24 protein-coding genes and 1 riboswitch are annotated in these 25,999 nt (G+C 72.0%); of the genes, 9 read left to right on the top strand and 15 right to left on the bottom strand.

Translation table 11 applies throughout. The features are described from left to right. Positions 1–368: 368 nt before the first annotated feature. The 4 genes from ACFWRV_RS05535 to ACFWRV_RS05550 all read left to right on the top strand — a co-directional run bounded on the left by ACFWRV_RS05535 (position 369) and on the right by ACFWRV_RS05550 (position 4,901). The gene (locus ACFWRV_RS05535) at positions 369–1,349 is read left to right on the top strand and encodes a carbohydrate ABC transporter permease (protein ID WP_384328614.1); all 981 of its coding nucleotides are present in this window, start codon (positions 369–371) and stop codon (positions 1,347–1,349) included. Then, complete coding sequence (locus tag ACFWRV_RS05540; RefSeq protein WP_384328617.1) at positions 1,346–2,260, top strand: carbohydrate ABC transporter permease; 915 nt, start codon at positions 1,346–1,348, stop codon at positions 2,258–2,260. Before ACFWRV_RS05535 ends, ACFWRV_RS05540 begins: the two co-directional genes overlap by 4 nt. A 64-nt stretch (positions 2,261–2,324) precedes the next feature. Then, a complete protein-coding gene (locus ACFWRV_RS05545; protein ID WP_384328620.1) occupies positions 2,325–3,755 on the top strand; it encodes a GH1 family beta-glucosidase in 1,431 nt (476 codons plus the stop codon). Between the two features lie 558 nt (positions 3,756–4,313). Next, the gene (locus ACFWRV_RS05550; protein WP_384328623.1) at positions 4,314–4,901 is read left to right on the top strand and encodes a DUF417 family protein; all 588 of its coding nucleotides are present in this window, start codon (positions 4,314–4,316) and stop codon (positions 4,899–4,901) included. A 5-nt stretch (positions 4,902–4,906) separates the two neighbouring features. Here the strand turns inward: ACFWRV_RS05550 and ACFWRV_RS05555 are convergent, their stop codons facing one another. Continuing rightward, positions 4,907–6,307: an MFS transporter gene (locus ACFWRV_RS05555; protein ID WP_384328626.1), complete on the bottom strand. Its 1,401-nt coding sequence runs from the start codon at positions 6,305–6,307 to the stop codon at positions 4,907–4,909. A gap of 480 nt (positions 6,308–6,787) precedes the next feature. Here ACFWRV_RS05555 and ACFWRV_RS05560 point away from each other — a divergent pair, with 480 nt between their 5' ends. Together ACFWRV_RS05560 and ACFWRV_RS05565 are read left to right on the top strand one after the other, a co-directional pair. After that, positions 6,788–7,471, top strand: coding sequence for a hypothetical protein (locus tag ACFWRV_RS05560; RefSeq protein ID WP_384329169.1), 684 nt, complete (start codon positions 6,788–6,790; stop codon positions 7,469–7,471). Between the two features lie 184 nt (positions 7,472–7,655). Further along, positions 7,656–8,207, top strand: coding sequence for a DinB family protein (locus ACFWRV_RS05565; RefSeq protein ID WP_384328630.1), 552 nt, complete (start codon positions 7,656–7,658; stop codon positions 8,205–8,207). A gap of 20 nt (positions 8,208–8,227) precedes the next feature. Here ACFWRV_RS05565 and ACFWRV_RS05570 read toward each other — a convergent pair whose 3' ends face one another. Next, positions 8,228–9,184, bottom strand: a complete 957-nt coding sequence (locus ACFWRV_RS05570) for an NAD(P)-dependent alcohol dehydrogenase (protein ID WP_384328633.1) — start codon at positions 9,182–9,184, stop codon at positions 8,228–8,230. Between the two features lie 106 nt (positions 9,185–9,290). Between ACFWRV_RS05570 and ACFWRV_RS05575 the strand changes: the two genes are divergently transcribed. Next, positions 9,291–9,962, top strand: a complete 672-nt coding sequence (locus ACFWRV_RS05575; protein WP_384328636.1) for a TetR/AcrR family transcriptional regulator — start codon at positions 9,291–9,293, stop codon at positions 9,960–9,962. A 115-nt stretch (positions 9,963–10,077) separates the two neighbouring features. Here ACFWRV_RS05575 and ACFWRV_RS05580 read toward each other — a convergent pair whose 3' ends face one another. From ACFWRV_RS05580 to thrC, 12 genes are all read right to left on the bottom strand, one after another. Beyond that, positions 10,078–11,322, bottom strand: coding sequence for a mannosyltransferase family protein (locus ACFWRV_RS05580; protein ID WP_384328639.1), 1,245 nt, complete (start codon positions 11,320–11,322; stop codon positions 10,078–10,080). 131 nt (positions 11,323–11,453) lie between these two features. Next, entirely contained in the window at positions 11,454–11,954 is a 501-nt protein-coding gene (locus ACFWRV_RS05585; RefSeq protein WP_384328642.1) for a hypothetical protein, read from the bottom strand. Continuing rightward, a complete protein-coding gene (locus tag ACFWRV_RS05590) occupies positions 11,947–12,447 on the bottom strand; it encodes a SigE family RNA polymerase sigma factor (RefSeq protein WP_384328645.1) in 501 nt (166 codons plus the stop codon). The genes ACFWRV_RS05585 and ACFWRV_RS05590 overlap by 8 nt, the downstream gene beginning before the upstream one ends. Positions 12,448–12,672: 225 nt before the next feature. Further along, positions 12,673–14,526, bottom strand: a complete 1,854-nt coding sequence (locus ACFWRV_RS05595; protein ID WP_384328648.1) for an ABC transporter ATP-binding protein — start codon at positions 14,524–14,526, stop codon at positions 12,673–12,675. After that, entirely contained in the window at positions 14,465–14,950 is a 486-nt protein-coding gene (locus ACFWRV_RS05600; RefSeq protein WP_384328651.1) for a lasso peptide biosynthesis B2 protein, read from the bottom strand. Before ACFWRV_RS05600 ends, ACFWRV_RS05595 begins: the two co-directional genes overlap by 62 nt. Continuing rightward, the gene (locus ACFWRV_RS05605; RefSeq protein WP_384328654.1) at positions 14,947–15,198 is read right to left on the bottom strand and encodes a lasso peptide biosynthesis PqqD family chaperone; all 252 of its coding nucleotides are present in this window, start codon (positions 15,196–15,198) and stop codon (positions 14,947–14,949) included. Before ACFWRV_RS05605 ends, ACFWRV_RS05600 begins: the two co-directional genes overlap by 4 nt. Then, positions 15,195–17,144, bottom strand: coding sequence for an asparagine synthase-related protein (locus tag ACFWRV_RS05610; protein ID WP_384328656.1), 1,950 nt, complete (start codon positions 17,142–17,144; stop codon positions 15,195–15,197). The genes ACFWRV_RS05605 and ACFWRV_RS05610 overlap by 4 nt, the downstream gene beginning before the upstream one ends. Positions 17,145–17,194: 50 nt before the next feature. Then, a complete protein-coding gene (locus tag ACFWRV_RS05615) occupies positions 17,195–17,317 on the bottom strand; it encodes a keywimysin-related RiPP (RefSeq protein ID WP_205081835.1) in 123 nt (40 codons plus the stop codon). A gap of 681 nt (positions 17,318–17,998) precedes the next feature. Next, entirely contained in the window at positions 17,999–19,621 is a 1,623-nt protein-coding gene (gene groL, locus ACFWRV_RS05620; protein WP_361333079.1) for a chaperonin GroEL, read from the bottom strand. 349 nt (positions 19,622–19,970) lie between these two features. After that, on the bottom strand, positions 19,971–20,177 hold the full coding sequence (locus ACFWRV_RS05625; RefSeq protein WP_003967346.1) for a cold-shock protein: 207 nt from the start codon (positions 20,175–20,177) through the stop codon (positions 19,971–19,973). 443 nt (positions 20,178–20,620) lie between these two features. Then, entirely contained in the window at positions 20,621–20,899 is a 279-nt protein-coding gene (locus ACFWRV_RS05630) for a MoaD/ThiS family protein (RefSeq protein WP_384328661.1), read from the bottom strand. A 32-nt stretch (positions 20,900–20,931) separates the two neighbouring features. Continuing rightward, positions 20,932–22,227, bottom strand: a complete 1,296-nt coding sequence (thrC, locus tag ACFWRV_RS05635) for a threonine synthase (RefSeq protein ID WP_384328664.1) — start codon at positions 22,225–22,227, stop codon at positions 20,932–20,934. Between the two features lie 18 nt (positions 22,228–22,245). After that, a riboswitch (SAM riboswitch) is annotated at positions 22,246–22,373 on the bottom strand. 153 nt (positions 22,374–22,526) lie between these two features. Between thrC and ACFWRV_RS05640 the strand changes: the two genes are divergently transcribed. Both ACFWRV_RS05640 and ACFWRV_RS05645 read left to right on the top strand, forming a co-directional pair. Then, the gene (locus tag ACFWRV_RS05640; RefSeq protein ID WP_384329172.1) at positions 22,527–23,477 is read left to right on the top strand and encodes a glucosyl-3-phosphoglycerate synthase; all 951 of its coding nucleotides are present in this window, start codon (positions 22,527–22,529) and stop codon (positions 23,475–23,477) included. Positions 23,478–23,541: 64 nt separating this feature from the next. Then, positions 23,542–24,930: a trehalose-6-phosphate synthase gene (locus tag ACFWRV_RS05645; RefSeq protein WP_384328667.1), complete on the top strand. Its 1,389-nt coding sequence runs from the start codon at positions 23,542–23,544 to the stop codon at positions 24,928–24,930. Positions 24,931–24,981: 51 nt separating this feature from the next. On the opposite strand, the gene otsB is transcribed toward ACFWRV_RS05645, so the two are convergent. Then, entirely contained in the window at positions 24,982–25,833 is an 852-nt protein-coding gene (otsB, locus tag ACFWRV_RS05650; protein WP_384328669.1) for a trehalose-phosphatase, read from the bottom strand. Positions 25,834–25,999: the final 166 nt, after the last annotated feature.

The raw sequence follows: 25,999 nt of genomic DNA on the forward strand, positions 1-25,999 counted from the left end.
CGCGGGCGCGCGGGCGCCCCCCGCCGCGGCGGGCCGGCCCGGCCCCACCCCCGTAACGCCTGACGCGCGGGGCGGACCCGCCGGGGCCCGTATCCGTGACGCGCGGGGCGGACCCGCCGGGGCCCGTGCCCGTGACGCACGGGGCGGACCCGCCGGGGCTCCGCACCCGTGACGCACGGGGCGGACCCGCCGGGGCTCCGCACCCGTGACGCACGGGGCGGACCCGCCGGGGCTCCGCACCCGTGACGTGCGGGGGCCCGGCCGAGCCGGCCACGCGCCTGGCACACGGCAACGGGCCCGCCGAGACCCCGTACCCCTCATCCCCGTACCTCATCGACTCACCGCCCCCGATCCCGAAGGGCCGCACCGTGTCCCTCACCGCCACCGCGAAGGCCGGGCCCCGCAGCCCCGCCGGAACCGGGCCCGGCCCCGACGACGGCCGGGCCGCCGCGCTCCGGCGCACCTGGCGCAAGGCCTCCCCGTACGCCTACATCGCCCCCTTCTTCACGCTCTTCCTGGCCTTCGGCCTCTTCCCGCTGCTCTACACCGCGTTCGTCTCCCTCTACCGGGTCGAGCTCCAGACGAGCGGCGAGATGGAGTGGCGGGGCATCGCCAACTACACGGCGCTGTTCACCGACGAGTTCTTCTGGACCTCGCTGCGCAACACGTTCACCATCGGCGTGCTGTCCACGGTCCCGCAGCTCGCGATGGCGCTGGGCCTGGCGCACCTGCTCAACTACAAGCTGCGCGGCCGGACCTTCATCCGCACCGCGATCCTGCTCCCGTACGCGACCTCCGTCGCCGCCGCGACGCTGGTGTTCGCGCAGCTCTTCGGCAAGGACTTCGGGCTGATCAACTACGTGCTCGGGCTGGTCGGCTTCGGCCCGGTGGACTGGCAGACCGGCACGGTGGCCTCGCAGATCGCGGTGTCGACGATCGTGATCTGGCGGTGGACCGGCTACAACGCGCTGATCTACCTGGCGGGCATGCAGTCGATCCCGCACGAGCTGTACGAGGCGGCGGAGATGGACGGGGCGTCGCGCTGGCGGCAGTTCATCCACGTGACGCTGCCCGGCCTGCGCCCCACGATCGTCTTCACCGTCATCATCTCGACGATCGGCGCGACCCAGCTCTTCGGTGAGCCGCTGCTGTTCGAGGGGTCGATCTCCGGCGGCATCTCGCACCAGTACCAGACCCTCGGCCTGTACATGTACGAGCAGGGCTGGGGCTTCTTCCACCTGGGCCGGGCCGCGGCCATCGCCTGGGTGATGTTCGTCCTGATCGTGGTGCTCGTCGGGGTCAACGCCCTGCTCGTGCGCCGCCGCGCCGTCAAGGAGGCCGGCCGATGACCGCGCTCGCCGCACCGCCGACCGCCCCCCAGAAGGGCGATCCGCCGCAGAGCCCGCCCGCCGCCAGGCGCATCGGCCGGGGAGGCGCGGGCCGCACGATGAAGGGCGGCTGGCTCTCCTACCTCATCCTCGGCTTCGCGCTGCTGATCTCGGCGTTCCCGTTCTACTGGACCATCGTCACGGCCAGCCGGTCCAACGCCGACATGGCGAAGGTCCCGCCGAGCCTGCTGCCCGGCCCGAACCTGATCAAGAACTTCGAGCAGGTCCTCGAAGAGGCGGACATCGGCAAGGCGCTGCTGAACTCGCTGATCGTGTCCGGTTCGATCACGATCGGCACGGTCCTGTGCTGCACGCTGGCCGGATTCGCCTTCGCCAAGCTGAAGTTCAAGGGCCGCAACGCCCTGCTGACGCTGACGATCGGGACGATGATGATCCCGCCGCAGCTCGGTGTGATCCCGCTCTTCATGCTGATCGCCGAACTCCAGTGGGTGAACCAGCTCCAGGCGGTGATCCTGCCCGGCCTGGTCTCCGCCTTCGGTGTCTTCTTCATGCGCCAGTACCTGGTGCAGTCGCTGCCGGACGAGCTGATCGAGGCGGCCCGGGTCGACGGCGCCTCCACCGCGCGCATCTTCTGGTCGATCGTGATCCCGATCGCGCGGCCCGGCATGGCGGTGCTCGGGATGCTCACCTTCATGACGGCGTGGAACGACTTCTTCTGGCCGATCATCGCGCTCTCCTCGCAGGAGCCGACCGTGCAGGTCGCGCTGCGTCAGCTCGGCGGCGGTTACGTCAACGACCAGTCGGTGATCATGGCCGGCACGCTGCTCGGCACGCTGCCGGTGCTGCTGGTCTTCGGCCTGCTGGGCCGGCAGATCGTCGGCGGCATCATGCAGGGCGCGGTGAAGGGCTGACCCGAGCGCCCTCCCGCTGCCCGCCCCTCTCCCCCTCCTCCCCTCACTCTGGAGTGTCCGTCTCATGACCGCTGTCGATGAAGCCCGCCCGGCGACCTCCCCAGGCGCCCGCCCCGAGACCGGTACGGTGCTCCGCTTCCCGACCGGCTTCCGGTGGGGCACGGCCACCGCCGCCTACCAGATCGAGGGCGGGGCCGCCGAGGACGGCCGTACGCCGTCCATCTGGGACACCTTCAGCCGCACCCCCGGCAAGGTGCGCAACGGCGACACCGGCGACATCGCCGCCGACCACCTGCACCGGATGCCGGACGACGTACGCCTGATGAAGGAACTGGGCGTCACCGACTACCGCTTCTCCGTCTCCTGGCCCCGGGTCCAGCCGACCGGCCGGGGCCCGGCGGTGGAGCGCGGCCTGGACTTCTACCGCCGCCTGGTCGACGAGCTGCTGGCGGCCGGCATCAGACCGGTGGCGACGCTCTACCACTGGGACCTGCCGCAGGAGCTGGAGGACGCGGGCGGCTGGCCGGAGCGGGACACGGCGCACCGGTTCGCGGAGTACGCGGGCCTGGTGGCGGGCGCGCTGGGCGACCGGGTGCCGACCTGGACAACCCTCAACGAGCCCTGGTGCGCGGCGTTCCTCGGGTACGGGAACGGGGTCCACGCCCCCGGCCGGACCAGCGACCTCGCGGCCCTGCGCGCGGCCCACCACCTGAACCTCGCGCACGGCGCGGGCGCGAGGGTCCTGCGCGACCGCCTGCCGGAGACGGCGGAGATCTCCCTGACCTTGAACCTCCACGCCCTGCGCCCCTTGAGCGACACCGAGGCGGACCGGGACGCGGTGCGCCGGATCGACGCGGTGGCGAACCGGATCTTCCTGGACCCGGTGTTCCACGGCCGGCTGCCGCAGGACCTGGTGGCGGACACGGCGGCGGTGACGGACTGGTCGTTCGTGAAGGACGGCGACCTGGAGGTCACGTCGGCCCCGATCGACTCGCTGGGCATCAACTACTACTCTCCCAGCGTGGTTTCGGCGGGCGCGTCGGAGTCCCCCTCGCCCTGGGCGGGCGCGGAGCAGCATGTGGCGTTCACCCCGGCGGCGGGCCCGCGCACGGCGATGGACTGGCCGGTGGACGCGAACGGCCTGTACGAACTGCTGACCCGCCTGCGCGACGAACTCCCCGGCCTGCCGCTCCTGGTGACGGAGAACGGGGCGGCGTACGACGACTACGCGGACCCGGAGGGCGAGGTACACGACCCGGAGCGGGTGGCGTACCTGGACGGTCACCTGACGGCGGTGCACCGGGCGATCGCGGACGGGGTGGACGTACGCGGCTACTTCCTGTGGTCGCTGCTGGACAACTTCGAGTGGGCGTACGGCTACAGCAAGCGGTTCGGCATCGTGCACGTGGACTTCGCGTCCCAGCGGCGTACGGCGAAGGACAGCGCGCGGTGGTACGCGGACGTGGTCGCTCGGGGCGGGCTGGAACGGGGCTGATCCCCCACCTGCCCAGGGCCCCGGGGTGCGGACACCCCGGGGCCCTTCAGCGTGCGCGACGGCTGATTCCTCCCGGATTCGGCCGGGCGGCTTTCGGCCGGATGGCAGATCGGGGATGCGCGGGAGGCGGGCGAGCAGCAACCGCGACGAACAACGGGGCCCCGGAGTGGCCGAAGGCCCATCCACCCCGGTGAACCGAGGGCGGACCCCGCCGGGCTCTGCGGAGGGCGCACCCCGCCCCCGTACGGCGACCGCGCGAGCAACCGCTTTCACTCCCCCAAGCAACATGGCGCGAATGCATCCCTCGGGACGGGCCCCGCGGGACACGCCCCTTGACGACCGCCCAACCCTCGTCCGTATGGTCTAGACCAAGCAGTGAGGGCGGCCGGCCCCGTCGATCACGCACCGGCCCCAGCTTTGCTTCCCGCCCCCCACCTCCGGGCGCGCACCGCCCCGCACGATCCACGAGTTCCCCCCGTCGCCCCAGGTGCCCGACGAGCCGCGCGGGTCCACCCATGCACGTTTTCCCACCCCCACAGACATCACGGGAGATCGCACATGAGCAGCCACGCCGTAGAGCCGAGCCTGCCCCCGACCGCCGACAGGCCTGAACCCCCGCCCCACAAGAACGAGTTCGACCGCGCCCGCCGCCCGGCCGGTTTCCGGGCCCTTCGACGGCTCACCGAGCACGTCGACGCCCACGCCCTCGCCCTGCTGAGGGCGACGGTCGGCATCGTCTTCGTCGGCTTCGGCGTACTGAAGCTGTTCCCGTCGGCGAGTCCGGCGGAGCAGCTGGCCGTGGACGCGGCGACGAAGATGACCCTGGGTTTGCTGCCGGAGACGGTGCTGCTCCTCTCCCTCGCGGCACTGGAGACGGCCATCGGGATCGGCCTGATCGCGGGCCGCCGCCTGTTGCGCCCCGCCCTGCTCGCGTTCTTCCTCCACATGGGCGGCGTGTTCTCGACCCTCTTCCTTCTCCCCGACGCGATGTGGCAACCCCACTCGCCCGCCCCGACCATGGAGGGGCAGTACGTCGTCAAGAACGTCGTCCTGGTGGCCGTCTGCCTGGTCGTGGCGGCGAACGAATGGAGTCGCGGGGCCGGCACCCGGAGGCCGGACGGAACGGCCCGGCCGCCGACGGGGTGAGGGCGTCAGCCGACGTGGGCCGGCACTTCGGCGGCCTGGTGCGCGGTGATGGCGAGCCGGGCGCCCCGGAGCATGGTCGCGGCGATGACCGCCGCGAGGGCCAGGGTGACGGCGGTGGCGAGGAAGACCGCGGAGTAGCCGTCGGTGATGGCGGTGGCCCGGCCGCCGCCGTCGGCGCCGGAGCGTTCGACGGCACCGAGGTAGATCGTGGTGAACACCGACAGACCCACGCATCCCCCGATCTGCATCGCGGAGTTGACCAGGGCCGATGCCGCACCGGCATCGTGGTGGCCGACGCCGACGAGAGCGACGTTCTGCACCGGGATGATCACGAAGGCGATCCCGACGCCGACGACCACGAGGCCACCGAAGACCTCCGTCCAGTAACTCCCGTCGGCGGTGATGAAGGTCAGCCACAGCATCCCGGCCGCGGCGATCAACGGGCCCGCGGTCATCAGCACGCGGGGGCCCCGGGTGGGCAGCAGCCTGGCGGCGACGGGCGCGGTGATCATGGTGGCGAAGGTCATCGCGAGGCTCGCGAGGCCGGCCAGGAGCGGGGAGAGCCCGAGCACGATCTGGAGGTGGAACATCAGGTAGAGCGTCATCCCGATGTAGACGGCGCCGATGGTCGCCTGGATGAGGAACGCCCCGGCGCGAACGCGGTCGCGCACGATCCGCAACGGCAGCAACGGCTGCGCGGCACGGGCCTCGATCCCCACGAAGACCGCCAGCAGCGCCAGTCCGCCGGCGAGGAAACCGATGGCGTCCGGCTCCATCCAGCCGGACTCGGCCAGGGTGAACCCGTAGACCAGGGCGGCCAGGCCGAGGGTGACGGCGAGGGTGCCCCAGATGTCGTAACCCCGGCCGCCCTCGACCCGGCTCTCGGAGACGACGAGCAGAGCGCCGACCAGCCCGACGACGGCGAAGACGATGTTGACCAGCAGGCACCAGCGCCAGTCGGCGAACTCGGTCAGGACACCGCCGAGGGCCAGGCCCACCGCGGCACCGGTGCCGGCGACGGTGCCGAAGACCGCGAACGCCGTCCCGCGCTCACGCCCGGCCGGGAACGTGACGGTCAGCAGCGCGAGCGCCGCGGGCGCCAGCAGCGCCGCGAACACCCCCTGCAACCCGCGCGCCGCGATCAGCTCGGTCCCGCTCTGCGCGAGACCACCCCACGCGGAGGCGGCGCCGAAACCGAGCATGCCGACCATGTAGCTGCGCTTGCGCCCCCAGTAGTCCGCGACGCGTCCGCCGAGCAGCAGCAACGCACCGAACGCCAGGACGTAGGCGGTGATGACCCACTGGCGCTCGGTGTCGCTCAGCTCCAGTTCGAGCTGGGCCTGAGGCAGGGCCACGTTGACGATGGTCGCGTCGAGCACGACGACCAGCTGCGTCAGCGCGATCACGGCCAGGGCCCACCACCGCCGGGGATCAGGGCCTGTGGACGAGGACGGGGATGGAGACGGAGACGGAGACGGCACGACAGACATGAAGAAACCTCCGGGGTTCTGTCAAAGGAGCGCCGGAGGTTTCAAGCCTCGGACCGGACGCGGGATGCCGGGTCCGACCACCTCGACCACGGGGCCGAGCGCATCCATCCTAACCACCGCCCACCACCCGCTCCGCGCCGGAAAGGCCCGTGATCCGGCTCACAGAAGGGCGGCGGCGACCGACGCGAAGGAGCCGCGCGGACGGATTCTCCCTACGCCCGATCGACCCGGATCGAGCCCCGTGATCAGGTAATTGGCGCGAACTGATGCCGCTTCGAAGGAACGGATTCGCTGAGACAGAACCTGGACGTTCACGCAATCGTTTGAAGATCGACCCGACCCTAACGTCGTCGTTGTCAGCAGGAACACCGCACACGACAGCCGTTGGAGATCATGATGCGCACGCGTCTCACCACCCGTTCCGCCCGTCTCGTCCTGGCCGCCGCCGTCGTGACAGCGCTCGCCGCCACCACCGCCTGCGGACCCGAGGAAGCCTCGGAGAGCGGGGCCGCGGCGCCCTCCGCGGCGTCCTCCTCCGCCGAGGGCGGGAAGGGCGAGACGCACTCGGGCGACAGCGCCTCCGCAAGCGAGAGCGCGTCGACGAGCGGTTCCCGGTCCAGCGGTGCGGCAGGCGACAAGGGCGAGTCGAGCAACGGCGACAAGAGCGGTTACGGGCAGTCCTGCGGCACCAACGACCTGGACTTCACGGTCACGTGGGAAGCCCAGCCGATCAGCCACTACCTCGTCACCGCCAAGGCCAAGTCCGGCATCACCTGCTACCTGGACGTCAACACGCCCAGCGTCTCCTTCGGCTCGGGCGCCGACGGCGTGGCCTCACCCGTCGGGCAGGGCGGCGAGGACCCCGTCAAGCTCTCCGGCTTCTCCGTCGCGTACGCCGGGATCGACGTCAAGACCACCGAGGGCGAAGGCGGCAAGCAGTTCGAACACGTCATCATCGCCACCACCGAGGACGACCCGAACCCCGCCCAGGTCGAGCTGCCCGACGCCCCCACCGTGGACAAGCCGATCGTCACGAACTGGTCCACCAAGCGCGACGAGGTCATCCCGCGCGTCATCTGACGGACCCCCGGTCCGTCACCGTTGCGGCGACCGACCGAGCTGCTGAAATTTGGGACACCGGGTTCGAGGATGCGCCGAGCCCGACCACGGCCGACCTGCGCCGGCCTCCGTCCACCGTCCGGCTTCTGGACGCCGATCCCGCATCCTGGGCCGCTGTCAGCCGTGTCGGCTAAGGTCTGCTGCCATGACGGAGAGCACAGTCGAAGCATGGCCGGAACCTCCGCTCGCCGGCACCGAGGCAGCGGCCGTCCTGGGCGCCCTCGAACGCCAGCGGGCCACGCTGGCCTGGAAATGCTCCGGCCTGGACGCCTCCGGTCTTCGCACCGCCCTCGGCACGTCCACGATCACGCTCGGCGGCCTCCTCAAGCACCTGGCGCACGTGGAGGACAGCCACTTCGCCCGGCTGTGGCTCGACTCCCCCGTCGGGGCCCCGTGGGACACCGTCGACTGGGCGAGCACGCCCGACTGGGACTACCGCTCCGCCGCCGGAGACACCCCGGATCAACTGCACGCCCTCTGGCGGGAATCCGTCGCCCGCTCCCGGGCCGTCGTCGACGAGGCCCTCAGCAAGGGCGGGCTGGACCAACTCGGCGCCTGCACCACCCGCACCGGCGAACGCCCCAACCTCCGCCGCATCCTCCTCGACCTCATCGAGGAGTACGCCCGCCACGCCGGCCACGCCGACCTCATCCGCGAATCCGTCGACGGCCTCACGGGCGAGGACCCGCCGAGGTGAACATCGCACCCTCTCGACGGTCACACCAGCTGGATCACGTGCTTGCCCCGCACCCCACCCGCCTCCAGCGCGCGGTGGGCGGCGGCGACGCCCGCCAGCGGATGGACCGTGTCGACGACGGGCCGCAGGTCACCCCGCTCGACGTATGCGGTCAGCTCGGCGAACAGGTCGTGCTTCGGGTTGCCGCTGAAGAACCGGACCCGCTGACGGCCGTGCACGGCTGAGCCCAGCAGATAGCCGATGCTCCGGACCGGATGGTCGATGTCGAAGGCGATCGAGACCAGCCGTCCGCCGGGGGCCAACCGCGTTCGCAGCAAGCGGTGTTCGGTGCCGACGGTGTCCATGATGACGTCGTAGCGGTCCAGTTCGGACAGGGGCGTGGTCCGGTGATCCAGCACCTCGTCCGCGCCCAGCTCCCGGACGAAGCCGGAGTTCTTCGCGCTCGCGAGGCCGGTGACGTGGGCCCCGAGGGCCTTGCCGAGCTGGACGGCGACACTGCCGACGCCGCCGGACGCCCCGCGGACAAGAAGGCGTTCGCCCACCCGGAGTCCGGCCTTGTCGCGCAGGGCGGTGAGGGATGTGGTGCCCCCGGCGGGCAGCGAGGCGGCCTCGGTCAGGGTGACGTTCTCGGGGGCGTACGCGATCTGGCGGGGCCGGACCGAGACGTACTCCGCCGCGCTGCCGAAGGAGCGCCCCAGGATGCCCCACACCCGGTCGCCCACCCGCAGCCCGGTGACCGAGGCGTCCACCTCGGCGACCTCGCCGGCGAAGTCGAGCCCGGTCCGCTGCGGGAAGCGCCGGCCGGTGACCAGGCGGACCTTCCCGGCGCGCCCGTACAGCTCACCGCCGTTGACGCTCGCCGCATGGACCCGGACGAGCACCTCGCCCGGCTTGCGGACCGGTACGGGGACCCGGCCCTCGTAGAGGACCTCGGGCGGTCCGTAGCTGTCGTAGAGGGCGGCGCGCATGTCGTTCACGGTGGAGGGTTCCTGTCTGTTCCGTCGATCCGGGGTGAGTGCTGCTCCCGATCCACGGTAGGCGGGTAAACGGACGACCCCCTCCATTTGCCGTAAAGTGAGAGACATGCCTGCTCAGCCCTCTCACAACCCGCCCCCGGTCACCCCGGGCCCCGGCCCCGAAGCGCTGCGGGCGGACGCCCGGGAGAACCGGGAGCGGATCCTGCGGGCCGCCCGCGAGGCGTACGCGCTGCACGGCATCGACGTCCCGATCAGCGCCATCGCACGGCGGGCAGGCGTCGGCGTGGCCACCCTCTACCGCCGCTTCCCCACACGTACCTCGCTGATCACCGAAGCGTTCACCGAGCAGCTCACCGAGTGCGCGGGCGCGCTGGACGAGGCGCTGGAGGACCCGGACCCGTGGCGCGGCTTCTGCGCGGTGTTCCGGAAGGTGTGCGCGATGCAGGCCGCCGACCGGGGGTTCACGCACGCGTTCCTGGCCCGGTTCCCGGGCGACACGGCGTACGCCGGGGAGCGCGACCGGGCGGAGGAGGGGCTGGCCCTGCTGGTCCGGCGGGCGAAGGAGGCGGGAGCACTGCGCCGGGACTTCGACGTCTCGGACGTGGTGCTGGCCCTGCTGGCCAACAACGGCGTGGCGAACGGAGCGGGCCCGGAAGCCGCCGCGGCGTCCCGACGACTGGTGGGCTACCTGCTGGAGTCGTTCCGGGCCGGCCCCGCCACCGGCCCGCTCCCGCCGCCCGCGGGGCTGGAGTTGGACCGGTTGGGCGGGGCGGGATGAGGGCGGAGGAGCGAGGGTGCGCGGACCCGCGCAAGCGAGGGGCATCCCGCCCGCGGGCCTCCCGGCCCGCCCTCCGACTCAGGAACGCAAGGAGCGCGATCGGGCGACCCGCGCCTCACCCCGCCCACCTCCCCGTCAGGAACGTCAGCGCGACGAGCGTCGTCACCGGGGCCGCCACGCACAGGTACGCCGTCCTGAACCACGGGCGGCGCAGGCTCAGCGCCGCGAGCCCGATCCACAGCGGCCACCACAGCAGCGTCGCGCGCGGGATGGACGTGTACCAGTACGAGGTGCCCAGGGCCCAGAGGCTGAGGGCCACGTACACCGCTTCCGGCCGGCGACGGCGGCGCAGGAGGACGGCGACCAGCGCGAGCCCCACCAGCATCGCCGCCAACTCGGCCTGGAACATGAGCGCGTAGCCCGTCGTCTGCGTGCCGCCGAACGCCCCGGCCCACGTGTTCGCCCACGCCTCCCAGGGGGTGTGGAACGTGCGGTACCAACCGCGTTCCTGCGCGTGCTTCCAGGCCATCCAGTCACCCGTGTGCGTGTGCAGGTACCAGCTGTACGCGGCCGGGGGCAGCACCGGAAGCAGCGTCCAGCCCGCCGCCCGCCACCCCCCGCCCGCACGCGCGGACAGCAGGAACAGCAGCGCGACGGCCGCCGCGAGGAACAGGCCGCTGACCCGCACCGTCGTCCCCAGGGTGGTCAGGACGGCGGCCGCCGCCCACCGGTGCTTCATCGCCGCGAGCCAGGCGGGCAGGGCGAAGGCGAGGAAGAGCGCCTCCGTGTAGCCCGCCGCCAGGAACACCGCGCAGGGCGAGAGCAGGAAGAGCAGGGCCGTACGGTGGCCCGCCGCGCCCTCCGGGAGATACGCCCGCGCCATCCGGGCCAGGGCCACGACCGCCACGGCCCCCGCGACGAACGAGATCAGCAGCCCGGCCGCCGTCCAGTCCGGCACGACCGTGTGCACGGCGCGGAGGAGGACCGGGTAGCCCGGGAAGAACGCCTCGCGGTTGTCCCAGCCGCTCGTCCACGGCCCCGCGCCCGCCGGGAAATAGCCGTCACGCGCGATGTTGAGGTAGTGGTTCGCGTCCCACCGCTGAAAGGGCGCGAGGACGGGGGCCGCCTCCCGTGCGTCGGACTGGGCGGGGAACAGCCAGCGGGCGAAGTGGGCCGTGATCCACAGCGATATGCGGGTCAGGAGGTAGAGCCACAGCACGCTCCGGTCGGCGGGGGTCAGGCGGGCCGCCACCCGGCCGAACCACCCCTGCCGGGGCTCGGGCGAAGCGGTGGCCGCCCGGGCATCGGGGTGCGCGGGACGGACGGGAGCAGGTCGCAGCCCGGGGGAAAGCGTGGACAACTCAGGCACCTTTCGGGCGCGCCTCGCAACGACACCGAGGCGAGGGCACAGGGGATCGCCCGGTGAAGCCGCCGGGGCACGGAAGGGGGAGAAGCGAGAAGGGGAGGAGGGGCGGGGAACGTGCACCGATGTCAGGGCATCGACGCGCCCCCATCAGTTGTCGCCGTCGCCGTCGGTGGCGTCGTCGTACGTGCCCCCGTGGGCAGTCCGCCCGGCGCGGTGGTCCGGTCCGACGCCCCCTCCGTCCCCGGCATCGTGTTGCTCGGCGTCGGCGGCGGTGACGGCCGCTCCGTCGGCTGCCGGTCCGTCGGCACGGGTGACGGGTAGCTCGGCGACGGGCCGGTGGCCGGGGCGACCGGCTCCGGCCGGACCGGCAGCAGGCCCACCGCGACCGCGCCGCCCCCGCCGACGACCAGGCACACGCCCACCGCGACCACGGCCATCCGGCGGCGCTGCGCGCGCATTCCCCGTCGGGTGATGCTCGCCGCGGCGTCCGCGTCGGAGCGGACCTGCCCGAACTCACCGGCCTCCCGGAACAGGGACCGCAGCGGATCCCCGGAGCTCTGAGGGCCCCCCGGACTCTGCGGGTTCTGCGGATCCCGCGAACCCTGTGGATCCCGCGGATCAGACATCACGTGCCTCCTCGATGAGGGGGTCCCGCAGACGGTGCGCGAGCGCCGCCCGGCCACGGACCAGATGCGTCTTGATCGTGCTGGTGGAAAGCCCGGTCTCCCCGGCGATCTGCTCGACCGTGAGGTCGCACAGGTAGTGCAGGGTCAGCGTTCGCCGCTGCTGGGCGGGCAGTTCCCGGAGCGCGTCGACCAGCACCACATGGTCCGGATCCGGCGGCGCGACGTGCTCCGCCCCGCCGCTCCCCCGGCCCCAGGCGTCCGCCGAACGCCGCCGGAAGCGCCATCGGCTCACCGCCAGACGCCAGGCGACCGTACGGATCCACGCCTCGGGCTGCCCGTCGCGCTCCAGCCGGGCGCGCCGGACCCACGCCTTGACGAACGCTTCCTGCACGACGTCCTGCGCCTCCTGGAGGTCGCCGGTCATCACGTACAGCTGGCCTGTGAGGCGCGCGACCGCCTGGACGTAGAACTCTTCGAACTCCTCGACGGTCAAAAGTCGCTCCCGGATCTTCCGCTTCACCGGGTATACGCCCGCCGCAGGTCATCCGGTCGACACTACCCACGAGGAAATCCGGGTGACGGTCGTCACAGCACCCGAAGGGCCCGGGTCGTCAGCGCTGGCGGCCACGCCCGCCGGCCCGTTCTCGGCCCGCGAGGACGCGGGGCTTTCGACCGTTCCGGTTCCCAGGTCGCCATCACGGCATTCGCCGCCGACCCGTCATCGCGCCGCATCCGCCGCCAGCTGCGTCGTCGCCAGCTCGCGGTACAGGTCGTCCGACGCGATCAGCTCCTCATGCGTGCCCGCCGTGCGGACCCGGCCCTCCTCCAGGACCACGATGCGGTCCGCGTGCCGGACGGTGGAGAGGCGGTGCGCGATGACCAACACCGTCGTGCGCTCCGCCAGTTCGAGAATCACGTCGCGCAACGCCTGCTCGTTGACCGCGTCGAGCTGCGAGGTCACCTCGTCGAGGAGGAGCAGCCGGGGGCGGCGCAGCAGGGCCCGGGCGATGGCGATGCGCTGGCGTTCGCCGCCGGAGAGGGTGACGCCCCGGTGGCCGACCGCCGTGTCCAGGCCCGCGGGGAGCCGGTCGACCAGGGCGTCCAGGCGGGTACGGGCCACCGCCTCCGCCAGGGCCTCCTCCTCGGCGTCCGGGGCGGCGAAGACGAGGTTCTCCCGCAGCGTCCCGGCCAGGACCGGCGCGTCCTGTTCCACGTACGCGAGCGAGGCGCGCAGCTCGGCCAGCGGCCAGTCACGGATGTCCCGGCCGTCCACGGTGATGGTGCCGGAGTCGTGGTCGTAGAAGCGTTCCAGCAGGCTGAACACCGTCGACTTGCCCGCCCCGGACGGGCCCACCAGCGCCACCATGCCGCCGGTCGGCACGTCGAACGTGACGCCCTTGTGGGCGGGGGCGCGCTCGTCCCCGTACCCGAAGCCCACGTCCTGGAACGTGACGCCGAGCGGCGTGCCGACTCGCGGCACGCCGCCGGAGCCCGTCGCCGGTTCGCCCGGCAGCGACTCCACCTCGTCGATCCTGCGCACCGCCGCGAGCCCGCTCTGCAGGCCGGTCCAGCCCTCGACCAGGCCGCCGATCGGGCCCATCAGGTAGAAGAGGTAGAGCAGGAACGCGATCAGGGAGGAGATCTCCAGCGAGCCCGACGCGACCCTCGCTCCCCCGACGCCCAGCACGGCCAGGAAGGCCAGTTGGATCGACATCATCATCGTGACGTCGGAGACCGAGGACCACTTCGCCACCGAGACGCCCCGGTCGTGCGCGTTCCGGGCCGCCGCCGCGACCGCCGCCGTCTCCCGCTCCTCCGCGCCGCTCGCCTTGACCGTACGGAACGCCTGGAGCACCCGGTCCAGTGCCGCGCCCATCGCCCCGACGGACTCCTGCGCGCGGAGCTGCGCGCGCTGAATCCGGGGCATGAGCAGTGCGGTCACGGCTCCGATGCCGACGATCACCACCAGCGTCACGCCCAGCAGCGTCAGGTCCATGTACGCCATGAACGCGACCGTCCCCAGCAGCATCAGCACGCTGTTGAACGATTCGACCAGGCCGCTGGAGAGGACCGTGCGGAGGAGGGTGGTGTCGCTGGTGACCCGTGACTGGAGGTCGCCGGGGGTCAGCCGGTCCACCGCCGGGACCTTCAACCGCATGATGCGGCCCACGAGTTGGTCGCGGGCGCGCAGGACGACGCCCTCTCCCGTACGGGCCATGAGGTAGCGGCCGTACGCGGAGAGGCAGGCCCCGGCGAGGACGAGGGCGGTCAGCGCGACGAGCGGGGCGACGGGCGAGCGGTCGGCGGCGAACGCGTCCACCGCGTGCTTCGCCATCAGCGGCATCGCCAGCCCGGCCGCGGACCCGGTGAGCGAGAGGAGGCCCGCGCGGATCAGCACGCCCCGGTGGGGGCGGACCCGGGCGAGGAGCAGACGGAGGGGGGAGGGGCCGGGAGCGGGCGTGGACCGGACGTCGTCCGGGGGCGCCGCCGCCCCGGACGGCTCCGCGGTCTCAGGCGGTCCGCCCGGCTCCGTCCGCCCCGCCCCCGCCGTCTTCCCCGCCACCGTGCTCATCGTGAACCCCCTCGCGTACCGTCACCACCATCAAGGGACGCAGATCCGCCGGTTCCGCCTGCTCCCCGACCGTACGGCCCCCCGCCTGTACCCAAGCATGCGGCGAGAACGGCGGCGTCGCCCACACCCCCGCGCACCAGTCGGGCCAGACGCCGGACATGCGGCAGGCCAGGGCGACGGCCACGGAGCGGGGCAGGCAGCCGTACCGGCTCGCGCAGCGGCGGCTGAGGGCGACGACCGCCTCCCGTGCCTCCAGGGTCTCGGCGTGCGAGGCCGGTCGCGCGCCCCGGGCGCATCGGGCCAGCACCCGGCGCAGCCGCCCGGGCTTGAGCCGGGCCAGGACGAACGCGGCGGCGACGGCGGTGCGCAGCCGCAACCCGCCCGCTCCCGCGCCCCGGCGTGGCATCGTCATCTCGGTGGTCATGGGCGCAGGATCTTCGCCTCGACGAGCCGGCGGGTCAGCTCCGCGACGTCCGACTCGGCCTCCGCGCGCTCGACGTCGAACTCGGCGACGATCCGCTCGACGGCGGCCTCGGGGGTCCGGCCGGCCGCGAGGGTCTCGACGACGATGACGCCGGTGTCGTTCAACTGCCAGTAGCTGCCGTCCTTCTCGTCGAGGAGGACGCCGCCGTACTCGGTGGTCGTGACGGCGATGCCTTTTCTGAGCTTCACAGGGTTGCCTCGCTGGCGCTGGTAGGGGTCCGGTGGGGGGCCGGCCAGGCGTTCTCGGCCGTGCGGAGCCAGGTCTCCCCGGCCACGGTGGAGCTGATGGAGTGTTCGACCAGGACCGGCGAGAAGGGTTCGGCCGCCAGTCGGAGCAGGTGGCGGGCGTCCACCAGGCCGTGTTCGGCGAGGCGGGAGCCGGTCCACAACTCGGCCAGCTCCGGGGCGTGTTCGCGCAGGCCCTGGTGTTCGTCGGAGGCCATGTGGTCCTTCGTCGTCCGGGCGAGCAGCGCGTCCGGCACCACCCCGCGCATCGCCTCGACGAGGAGCGGCTTGTAACGCCAGGGGCTGATGCGCTCCGGCAGGCGTACGGCGAGGGCCGCTTCCAGGACCCGGTCGTCGTAGAAGGGCGCGGCGACCGGCAGCCCGATGGTCATGCCGATGTCCTCCATCGCCTGGAAGTGCCGGGCCCCCATCCGTACGCCGTCGATGTCGACGTGCCGTCCCCGCCACGGGTCGATCGGTTCGGCGTGCTCGGCGGCGGTCCGGAACTCCTGGGTGATCAGGGTGCTCGCGTGCTCGGTGAGCCAGGGGTGCGGGGACTGCCGTACGCCCCAGGAGAGCAGCGGGGTCCGGGCGACGGGCTGGGGTTCGGCGGTGACCGCCCCGGCGAGCCAGCGGGGGAACGTCGAGCGGTCCAGCAGGGCCTTCAGCGTCGGCAGGAGCGGCCAGCCGAGCTGGTGGCGCAGGCCGCCGAGGTGGTTCCAGGCGGTGAGCGGGTTGCCGTGGAAGAGGTCCTGGTAGGCGTGGGGCAGGCCGAGGAAGATCTCGTCCCCGCCGTAGCCGGTGAGGTGGTAGCGGGATCCGGTGGCGCGGGCGCGGCCGAGGAGCAGTTCCGCCCGGGCCCGGCCGGGGGCGACGGGGAGCGGTTCGTCGTTCAACTCGGCGGCGGTGGAGGCGAGGTCGGCGTAGAAGTAGGGGGCTTCGTCGGCGGGGACGACGTGGTGGTCCGGGGCGGGCCCGGCCGTGCCGCGTGCCGCCTCCACCGCTCTGCGCGCCCAGGTCTCGTCCTCGCTGTAGCGGTCCCGGGCGGCCACGGTCAGCAGCGCCAGCGCCTCGGGTCCGGTCTCCCGGGCGGCGAACGCGAGGGCCGTGGAGTCCAGGCCGCCGGAGAGTTCGCAGCTGATCCGGTCCAGGCCGCCGACATGGGCCCGTACGGAGGCCGCGACGGCGTCCGCGACCCTGCGGGCCCCCGCCGCCAGGGGGAGTTCCCCGGGCGGCGGCTCCCACCAGCGGTGCTCCGTGGGACCGGGGACGGCGGCCGTGCCCGGTGCTGCGACGGGCAGGGCCAGGCCGTACCCGGCACCGGTCTCGTGGACGCCCCGCCAGACGGCGCGGCGGCTCAGGGGGTGCGGCAGGAAGTCCAGCAGCCGGAGCGCCAGCGCGCCCTCGTCCAGGGGCGCGTCGATCAGCCGGGCCAGGACGGCGGGGCGGTCGGAGGCGATGGTTCCGGCCTCCGGGTGCCGGGCGTGGTAGATCCGGCGCAGTCCGGTGGCGGTGCCCCGGATCCAGCTCTCCCCGGACAGCCGGGCGACCACGTGGTAGAGGCCGGGCAGCCGGGCGAGCCGGCGCTCCAGCCCGGCCCGGTCGCGGGCGCCCTCCAGCAGTCCGGCGAGCACGGCGTCGGGGACGCGGTCCGGGCCGACGAGAACAAGGGCGTCCTCGCCCCGCGCGAGGTGGCTGACCTTGCGGACCAGCCGGCGGGCGACGACCCAGGGCCGGCCCGAGGGGTGGGCGACGGTCAGGGTGTCGCCCACCCCTCGGGCCGGCCCGGCGGCTCCCGGCGCGGGCGACCGGCCGGTCGCCGCTCCCGGCGCGGGAAGCTGCCCGGCCGCTGCCGCTCCCGCCACGCTGTCCGGCAGGACGACGAAGTAGTCACGCGGCTGTCCGGGCATCTTCACCTTTCGGAAGTTCTCTCACGGTGCACAGGGAACGGGTCGGCGGATCAGATGATGCGCCGGCTCCAGTACTCCTTGTACGAGCCGACGAAGTAGCCGGCGGTCTTCTTCGAAAAGTCGCCCTGCTTGAACATCGACGGCTTCACATAAGCCTTCTTCTGCTGCTTCATGACACCTTCCCTTCTGTTCGGTTGACGACCGTTATGCCCAAATGGCTTCTGCATAACTGGAGTTATTCCTGCGACTGGTGTTCACCACGTGAACACCAGAGCCATCATGTCCCGCTGTTGAACCGGTACGCATGATTCCGACTTACCGTGCGAAGTTGGCTGGATAGCGCGAGCGGCGAGGTCCGGGGCGGGCCGCTTCGGGGTGGCTCCGCCCGGGCCCGGGCGGCCGGCCTGTCGCCCTGTGCAGTCGCACACCACCGAGGCATGGACGCGCGGTGGACTGGACCAATGACTGGACGCCGCCGTCCGACCGGGCAGTGAGCTGCCACGAGAGGGAACAGCTCCCGGCGGCACCGACGAACCGGCCGGATCGGGCGTCCGGGCGGCTTCGCGTGCGCCGTACCCCAGGGATCGCGGGCGCGCCACCGCCATCGGCACAGCCGCGCCGACCCGTGCTGCCGTACGGGGAAGGCCACGGCAAGTAGTCATTCGGCCACGCCGACCGCCCCCAGCCGCCCCGCGACCACGTACGGGCAGCCGGCGGCCGGTACCCGCCCGACGCCTGCCCACGTCACTGGCCCGGACACGCCACAGGGGCGGCACCTCCGGTGAAGGAGATACCGCCCCTCTGGGACGTACGCGGAGCTTCGATCAGCTGGAGGCCGGAACCTCCGTGGCCGATCAGAAGTCCATGTCACCGCCCGGCATGCCGCCCGGAGCGGCCGCGCCGGCCTTCTCGGGCTTGTCGGCGATGACGGCCTCGGTGGTGAGGAAGAGCGCGGCGATGGACGCGGCGTTCTGCAGAGCGGAGCGCGTGACCTTCGCCGGGTCGAGAATGCCCTCGGCGATCATGTCGACGTACTCGCCGGTCGCAGCGTTGAGGCCGTGACCGATCGGCAGGTTGCGGACCTTCTCCACGACGACGCCACCCTCGAGACCACCGTTGACGGCGATCTGCTTGAGCGGGGCCTCCAGCGCGAGCTTCACGGCGTTGGCGCCGGTCGCCTCGTCGCCCGTGAGGTCGAGCTTGTCGAAGACGGCCGAGGCCTGGAGCAGAGCCACGCCACCACCGGCGACGATGCCCTCCTCGACGGCGGCCTTGGCGTTGCGCACCGCGTCCTCGATGCGGTGCTTGCGCTCCTTGAGCTCCACCTCGGTGGCGGCGCCGGCCTTGATGACGGCCACGCCGCCGGCCAGCTTCGCCAGGCGCTCCTGGAGCTTCTCGCGGTCGTAGTCCGAGTCGGAGTTCTCGATCTCGGCACGGATCTGGTTGACGCGACCCTGAACCTGGTCGCTGTCACCGGCGCCGTCGACGATCGTCGTCTCGTCCTTGGTGATGACGACCTTGCGGGCGCGGCCGAGCAGGTCCAGGCCGGCGTTCTCCAGCTTGAGACCGACCTCCTCGGAGATCACGGTGCCACCGGTGAGGATGGCGATGTCCGCGAGCATGGCCTTGCGGCGGTCGCCGAAGCCCGGGGCCTTGACGGCGACGGACTTGAACGTGCCCTTGATCTTGTTGACGACCAGGGTGGAGAGCGCCTCGCCCTCGACGTCCTCGGCGATGATCAGCAGGGGCTTGCCCGACTGCATGACCTTCTCCAGCAGCGGGATCAGGTCCTTGACGCTGCCGATCTTCGAGTTGACGATCAGGATGTACGGGTCGTCGAGCGACGCCTCCATACGCTCCATGTCGGTCGCGAAGTACGCCGAGATGTAGCCCTTGTCGAAGCGCATACCCTCGGTGAGCTCCAGCTCCAGACCGAAGGTCTGGGACTCCTCGACGGTGATGACGCCTTCCTTGCCGACCTTGTCCATCGCCTCGGCGATCTTGGCGCCGATCTCGGTGTCGGCGGCGGAGATGGAGGCGGTCGAAGCGATCTGCTCCTTGGTCTCCACGTCCTTGGCCTGCTCCAGCAGAGCGGCGGAGACGGCCTCGACGGCCTTCTCGATGCCGCGCTTGAGGGCCATCGGGTTGGCGCCTGCGGCGACGTTGCGCAGACCCTCGCGGACGAGAGCCTGGGCGAGAACGGTGGCGGTGGTCGTACCGTCGCCGGCGACGTCGTCCGTCTTCTTGGCGACCTCCTTGACCAGCTCCGCACCGATCTTCTCGTACGGGTCCTCGAGCTCGATCTCCTTGGCGATGGAAACACCATCGTTGGTGATCGTGGGCGCGCCCCACTTCTTCTCGAGGACGACGTTACGGCCCTTGGGGCCGAGGGTGACCTTGACGGCGTCGGCGAGCTGGTTCATCCCGCGCTCGAGACCGCGCCGTGCCTCCTCGTCGAACGCGATGATCTTGGCCATGTGAAGTGGTCCTCCCGGACAGGGGTGGATTTCTCCGGACCGAGAGGCGCCCGCGACGGACGGCCTGCCTGCGTGGTGGTTCCTTGCCCCACCGCGCCTGCGGGCCTCACCGGCCCGGTCCAAGTTTCTGTCACTCTCACCTGGAGAGTGCTAACGCCAATGATTAGCACTCGACCCCCGAGAGTGCAAGCGCCTCCGGCGAGTGCCCGCCATGCGGTCCGGGGGTGTGACGGCGCGCGGTCCGGGGCGCGGCGCACCGCCGCCCCCGGACGCGCGTAGGGCCCGATCCCCTGATCCCGGGGTCGGGCCCTACGTGCGTGAGTGGTGTCGTCGGACGACCGCGCCGAGCTCAGCCGACGGCGAGCTTGACCATGTCGGCCTGGGGCCCCTTCTGGCCCTGCGAGATCTCGAATTCAACTCGCTGACCCTCTTCGAGGGTGCGGTACCCGTCCATCTGGATCGCGCTGTAGTGGACGAAAACATCCGCACCACCGTCGACCGCGATGAAGCCGTACCCCTTCTCCGCGTTGAACCACTTGACGGTGCCCTGAGCCATGCCTAACTCCCCTATTACTGGCCCTTGCACGGGACCGCACTTCGCGGACCCGGGTCGGAACTCACCCTCCGACAGGAGAGGGTGTGCGGCGCCGCAGCGCGTCGACCGCGGCCGAATGTATCCGCCCAACTGCCCTCTGCAACAGGTCAATCGGACGACAATTCTGGGCGCAGAAGACCGCGCGAATATGCGGGTTTGCTGTGAATTACGGGCAAGTCGGGCCAGGCAAAGGGCACTTATGCCGCAAGAGGTTCACGTACTTTGGCTGCTTCTTATCGCGGCCGGGCGCATTCTCATATGCGGGCGGCACGGGCAGCGGGTGGGGCTTCCCCAACTGTACCGCGCTCAACCATGCAGAATTGCCCCCTCCGCTTCTCTCGCGGAGGGGGCAACCGTGGTCACACAGTGGTGCGGTGGGGCCGTCGGCGAGCGGCCCGGGCGGTTCAGCAGCCGCCGGCCACCGCGGGGATGATCGAGACGCCCGCGCCGTCCGGCGTGGCCGCGTCCAGGCCGCCCTCGAAGCGCACGTCGTCGTCGTTGACGTACACGTTCACGAAGCGGCGCAGCTTGCCCTGGTCGTCCAGGACGCGGGCGGCGATGCCCGGGTGGTCCTTCTCCAGGGACTCGATGACCTCGGAGAGCTTCGAGCCCTCCGCCGAAACCTCGGCCTGGCCGCCCGTGTACGTACGGAGGATGGTGGGGATGCGGACCTTGACGCTCATGGTGGTGCCCTTCTTCCTTCGTGCCGGTGTGGTCAGGCGGTGCCGAGGCCCGCGGCGCGGAACGCGTCCAGGCTCGGCTTGATGGTCGCCGTGGCCTGCGAGGTGGCGGAGACCGCGTCGAGCGTCTTGAGGCCGTCGCCGGTGTTGACCACGACGGTGGTGAGCGTCGGGTCGATGACACCGGCCTCGATGAGCTTCTTCGTCACGCCGAGCGTCACGCCGCCCGCAGTCTCGCCGAAGATGCCCTCGGTGCGCGCCAGCAGCTTGATCGCGTCGACGACCTGCTCGTCGGTGACGTCCTCCACCGCGCCGCCGGTGCGGCGGGCGATGTCCAGGACGTAGGGGCCGTCCGCCGGGTTGCCGATGGCCAGCGACTTGGCGATGGTGTTCGGCTTCTGTGGCCGTACGACGTCGTGACCGGCCTTGAAGGCGGCGGAGACCGGGGAGCAGCCCTCGGCCTGGGCGCCGAAGATCTTGTACGGCCTGTCCTCGACCAGACCGAGCTTGATCAGCTCCTGGAGACCCTTGTCGATCTTCGTGAGCTGGGACCCGGACGCGATCGGGATGACGATCTGGTCGGGCAGCCGCCAGCCGAGCTGCTCGCAGATCTCGTACGCCAGGGTCTTCGAGCCCTCGCCGTAGTACGGGCGGAGGTTGACGTTGACGAAGCCCCAGCCCTCGCCGAGCGGGTCGCCGATGAGCTCGGAGCAGAAGCGGTTGACGTCGTCGTAATTGCCCTCGATGCCGACCAGCTCACCGCCGTACACCGCGGCCATGACGACCTTGCCCTGCTCCAGGTCGTGCGGGATGAACACGCAGGAGCGCAGTCCGGCGCGGGCGGCGGCGGCGCCCACGGCACCGGCCAGGTTGCCCGTGGAGGAGCAGGAGAGGGTGGTGAAACCGAAGGCGCGGGCGGCCTCGACGGCGATCGCGACGACGCGGTCCTTGAAGGAGTGCGTCGGGTTGCCGGAGTCGTCCTTCACGTACAGGCCGCCGGTGACGCCCAGCTCACGGGCGAGGTTGTCGGCCTTGACCAGCTTGGTGAAGCCGGGGTTGATGTTGGGCTTCTGAGCAACGTCGGCGGGCACCGGCAGCAGCGGGGCATAGCGCCAGATGTTGTCCGGCCCGGCCTCGATGCGCTTGCGCAGCTCCTCCGGGGAGCCGGTGGGCAGGTCGTAGGCCACTTCGAGCGGCCCGAAACAGGACGCACAGGCGAAAAGCGGGCCGAGCTCGAAACGCTCGCCGCACTCGCGGCAGGAAAGCGCCGCGGCGGGACCGAGGTCCGGGGAAGCGGTGGTGGCATTACCTGCGACGGTCTGAACAGCCATGATGGCGGAGGCCCTTTCTCCTCATCTTCCTCGCGACGCATTTCGCCGCAAGACGGAATTGGCACCTTCCCCACCGTGACCTCGCGGTCGGCAGGAGGGTTGCCGGGACTTCAACGGGCCGTTCCCTCAGTCCCTCTGGATGAGCTCTATGGCACGGGATCTTCGATCCAGGCGTTTATGTGCGCTCCGACCCCGACATGCGAGGGTCATCCGCGTTGTTCAAGACTGTAACCGAAGCACCGGACCGTTGAGATAGTCGTCCGAACCGCGAGATGGATCACACACAGGGAGTGCCGACCGTGCTCGAAGAGGTGGAACGCTGGCTGACCAGGCGTTCCTGGTCGTCCGGCGACCGCCCGCTGAACCGGCTCACCGACGCCCGGAGCGCCGATCCGCGCGTCACGTCGGTGAGCGTGGTGCTGCCCGCGCTGAACGAGGAGGCCACGGTCGGCGCGATCGTGGCGACGATCCGCCGGGAGCTGATGGAGAAGGTCCGGCTCGTCGACGAACTCGTGGTGATCGACTCCGGCTCCACCGACGCCACCGCCGCGGTGGCCCGGGCGGCGGGCGCCCGGGTGGTCCACCGGGACGCGATCCTGCCCCGGATCCCGGCCCTGCCCGGCAAGGGCGAGGTGCTGTGGCGGTCGCTCCTGGTGACCAGGGGCGAGATCGTCTGCTTCGTGGACGCCGACCTCAAGGAGTTCTCGGCGGACTTCGTCTCGGGGACGGTCGGCCCGCTGCTCACCGACCCCACGGTCCACTTCGTCAAGGCGATGTACGACCGTCCGCTCGGCGACAGCGCAGGTCAGGGCGGCCGGGTCACCGAACTGGTGGCGCGCCCGCTGCTCAATCTGCACTGGCCGCAGCTGGCCGGCTTCGTCCAGCCGCTGGGCGGCGAGTACGCGGTGCGGCGCTCCCTGCTGGAGCGGCTGCCGTTCCCCGTCGGTTACGGAGTGGAGCTGGGGCTGCTCGTGGACGCGCTGCACACCGTGGGCCTGGACGCGCTGGGCCAGGTCGACGTCGGGGTACGCAAACACCGCCACCAGGACGGGCAGGCGCTGGGCCGGATGGCGGCGGCGATCTACCGCACGGCGCAGCTGCGGCTCTCCCGGGGCCATCTGGTGCGGCCGGCGCTGACCCAGTTCGAGCGCGGCGAGGAGGGCTTCGTGCCCCGCACCCATGCGGTGGACACGGAGGAGCGGCCGCCGATGCGGGAGATCGCGGAGTACGCGGAGCGCCACGCGGCGTGAGGCGGTGGGCGGCGTGGAGCCCTGAGGCGTTTGGCGGCTTCCCGAACGGGCTAGGTTCCGCTACATGGTCACCGAGCATCCCGAAGCCACTGCCCAGGTCCTCGTCGCGTCCAACCGCGGCCCGGTCTCGTACACGCTCGGCGAGGACGGGACGCTCGACGCCAAGCGCGGCGGGGGCGGTCTCGTCTCCGGGCTGAGCGCCGTCGACGACAAGCTGTGGGTCTGCGCGGCCCTCGGCGACGGCGACCGCGAGGCGGTGCGCCGCGGGGTAGGGGAGCCGGGCGTGCGGATGCTGGACATCGACGCCGAGGTGCACGCCGACGCGTACAACGGGATCGCGAACTCGGTGCTGTGGTTCGTCCACCACCTGCTCTACCAGACGCCCGTCGAGCCGGTCTTCGACGCGGAGTTCCGCCGGCAGTGGGCTTCGTACGAGACGTACAACCGGGCCTTCGCCGATGCGCTGGCCGAGGAGGCGGGCCCGGGGGCGGCGGTCCTCGTCCAGGACTACCACCTGGCCCTGGTCCCCGGCATGCTCCGCGAGCTGCGCCCGGACCTCAGGATCGGCCACTTCTCGCACACCCCGTGGGCGCCCGTCGACTACTTCCGGCTGCTCCCCGACGACATCGCCGAGCAGTTGCTGCGCGGCATCCTCGGCGCGGACCGGGCCGCGTTCCTGACCCGGCGCTGGGCGGACGCGTTCATCGGCTGCTGTACGGAGATCCTCGGCGGCACGGGCCGGACCAGAATCGGGGTGCACGGCCTCGGGGCCGACGCCGACTTCCTGCGCCGCCGCTCGCACGAGGCGGACGTGGACGAGCGGATGGAGGCGCTGCGGGAGCAGGTGGGCGAGGGCCGGAAGACCATCGTCCGGGTGGACCGCACCGAGCTGTCCAAGAACATCGTGCGCGGCCTGCACGCGTACCGGACGCTGCTGGACGCCCACCCGGAGTGGCGCGAGCGCGTCGTGCACATCGCCTTCGCCTACCCCTCCCGCCAGGACCTCTCCGTCTACCAGGACTACACGGCGGCGGTGCAGTCCCTGGCCACGGAGATCAACGGGGCGTACGGCACGGAGAGTTGGACGCCGGTCGTCCTCCACGTGAAGGACGACTTCGCCCGCTCCCTGGCGGCGTACCGGCTGGCGGACGTGGCGCTGGTCAACCCGATCCGCGACGGGATGAACCTGGTCGCCAAGGAGGTCCCCGTCGTCTCGGACCACGGCTGCGCGCTGGTGCTGTCGCGGGAGGCGGGGGCGTACGAGGAGCTGGGCGAGGACGCGCTCGTGGTGAACCCGTACGACGTGACGGGCACGGCCGAGGCCCTGCACGAGGGGCTGACGATGAGCGCGGACGAGCGTTCCGGGCGCACGAAGCGACTGGCCGAGGCGGCGACCGCGCTGCCGCCGCAGCAGTGGTTCCTGGACCAGCTGGAGGCGCTGCGGCAGGACTGACGGCCCGGAAGCGGGCCGGCCGCCCCTCCCGCTGCCCCAGCCGCTCCGCTTCTACAGCCGCTCCGCCAGGGCCGCCAGGAAGTCCACGACCGCCGCCGGGCCCGGCACCGACAGGTCGGCGCGCTCGGCCAGTTCGGGCACCTCGGCGCTGCCGCTGCACACCAGGAGGCCGGGGAGGCCGTCCGGGCCCTCCGTTCGCAGCTTCTCCACGGCGGCGAACGCGGCGAGGTCGCCGAGGTCGTCGCCCGCGTAGATCACGGACTCCGCGTCCAGCTCCGCGACGAACTTGGCGAGCGCGACTCCCTTGTCCATGCCGGGCGGCCGCAACTCCAGCACCAGACGGCCCGGTTCGACGATCAGACCGTGGGCCGCGGCCAGCTCGCCGAGGGGCCCGCGCAGCGACTCGAAGGCCGCCTGCGGGTCCTCGGCGCGCCGGGTGTGGACCGCGACGGCCTGCCCCTTCTCCTCGATCCAGGTGCCGCGCCACGCGTCGAACTCGTGGAGCACACCGGGGAGTTCGGCACGGACAGCGGTGACGCCCGGGTGCGGGGCGGGGGCCCGGACGGTGCCGGTGACGGCGTCCCAGCGTTCCGCGCCGTAGTGTCCGAGCACGACGAGGTGCTCCAGGCCGGGAACGCCCGCGAAGCCTCCGTAGCGCACGGCGACGCCCGCCGGGCGGCCGGTGATCACGGCGATGGCGGCGACCTTCGGCGCGAGTGCGGCGAGCGCCTCGACGGTACCGGGGTGGGCGCGGGCCTGCTCGGGGTCCGGGACGATGTCGGCGAGCGTGCCGTCGAAGTCGAGGGCGACGACCGCGCGGTCCGGCCGGGCGAGGACGGCGTCGAGCCCCTCGCGGCCGGCCGGGGTGGTCGGGGTCGGAAGACGTTCCGGGTGACTGCCCATGGAGCGAGCCTAATCCCTGGACGGATCGATCACGAGCGTTGTCGGGCCGGTGACGACTGCGCGCGGGCTCACGGACGCCGGTGAGCACGCGGCGACGTTCACGCGCGCGCTCACCGGCCCGTCAGAATCAGAACACGGTGACGACTCCGTGCGGCTCACCGGCGCC

The organism is Streptomyces sp. NPDC058576 (assembly GCF_042718715.1).
In the GTDB taxonomy this organism is placed as follows: domain Bacteria; phylum Actinomycetota; class Actinomycetes; order Streptomycetales; family Streptomycetaceae; genus Streptomyces.